Origin of the sequence: Thauera aminoaromatica S2 (assembly GCF_000310185.1) — a bacterium.
In the GTDB taxonomy this organism is placed as follows: Bacteria; Pseudomonadota; Gammaproteobacteria; order Burkholderiales; family Rhodocyclaceae; genus Thauera; species Thauera aminoaromatica.
On sequence record NZ_AMXD01000313.1, the window covers coordinates 1 to 478 of the forward strand.

The window sequence follows — 478 nt, forward strand, 5'->3', positions numbered from 1 at the left end:
TGCCGAAGCCGGCGCGCGCCCGGCGCAGGTGGCCGAGGCCGGGCGCCTCGCCGCGCACCCTGGCGTCGAGGCGCATGCGCCCGGCGAGGGTGCGCACGCTCGGGCCGTCAAGGAGCGCATGCTCGGCGAAGCTGCACAGGCGGTCCTCGTCGAGGCAGGGGCTGCCGTCCCCGTCCTCGCTGGCGAGGGCTTCGCGCCAGGCCTCGCGGCGTTCCTGGGCGCTGAGCGGGGGAAGGTCGATCTCGATCAGTGCGGACGCCTCGATCGCGCCGTCGCGGCCGCCGACCAGCAACATGGGGACGGCGAGCGCGGGATGCTCGGGAAGGACGTGGCGTTCGCCGGGCCCGAGCTCGAGGGTCAGCACCGGCAGCCAGCCTGCATAGCGGCAGGCGGCGGCGAGGGCGGGCTGGCGTGTCCAGGTCGCCGCCTCCATTTGCAGCGGCGGGCGTCCCGCCGCCGCTGCCAGGCGCGCGGCGGC

At 77.2% G+C, this 478-nt stretch carries 1 pseudogene; it reads right to left on the reverse strand.

Annotated elements, in window-relative coordinates:
* Nucleotides 1-478 (reverse strand): annotated as a pseudogene (locus C665_RS19810) (ATP-binding protein); the annotation flags it as partial.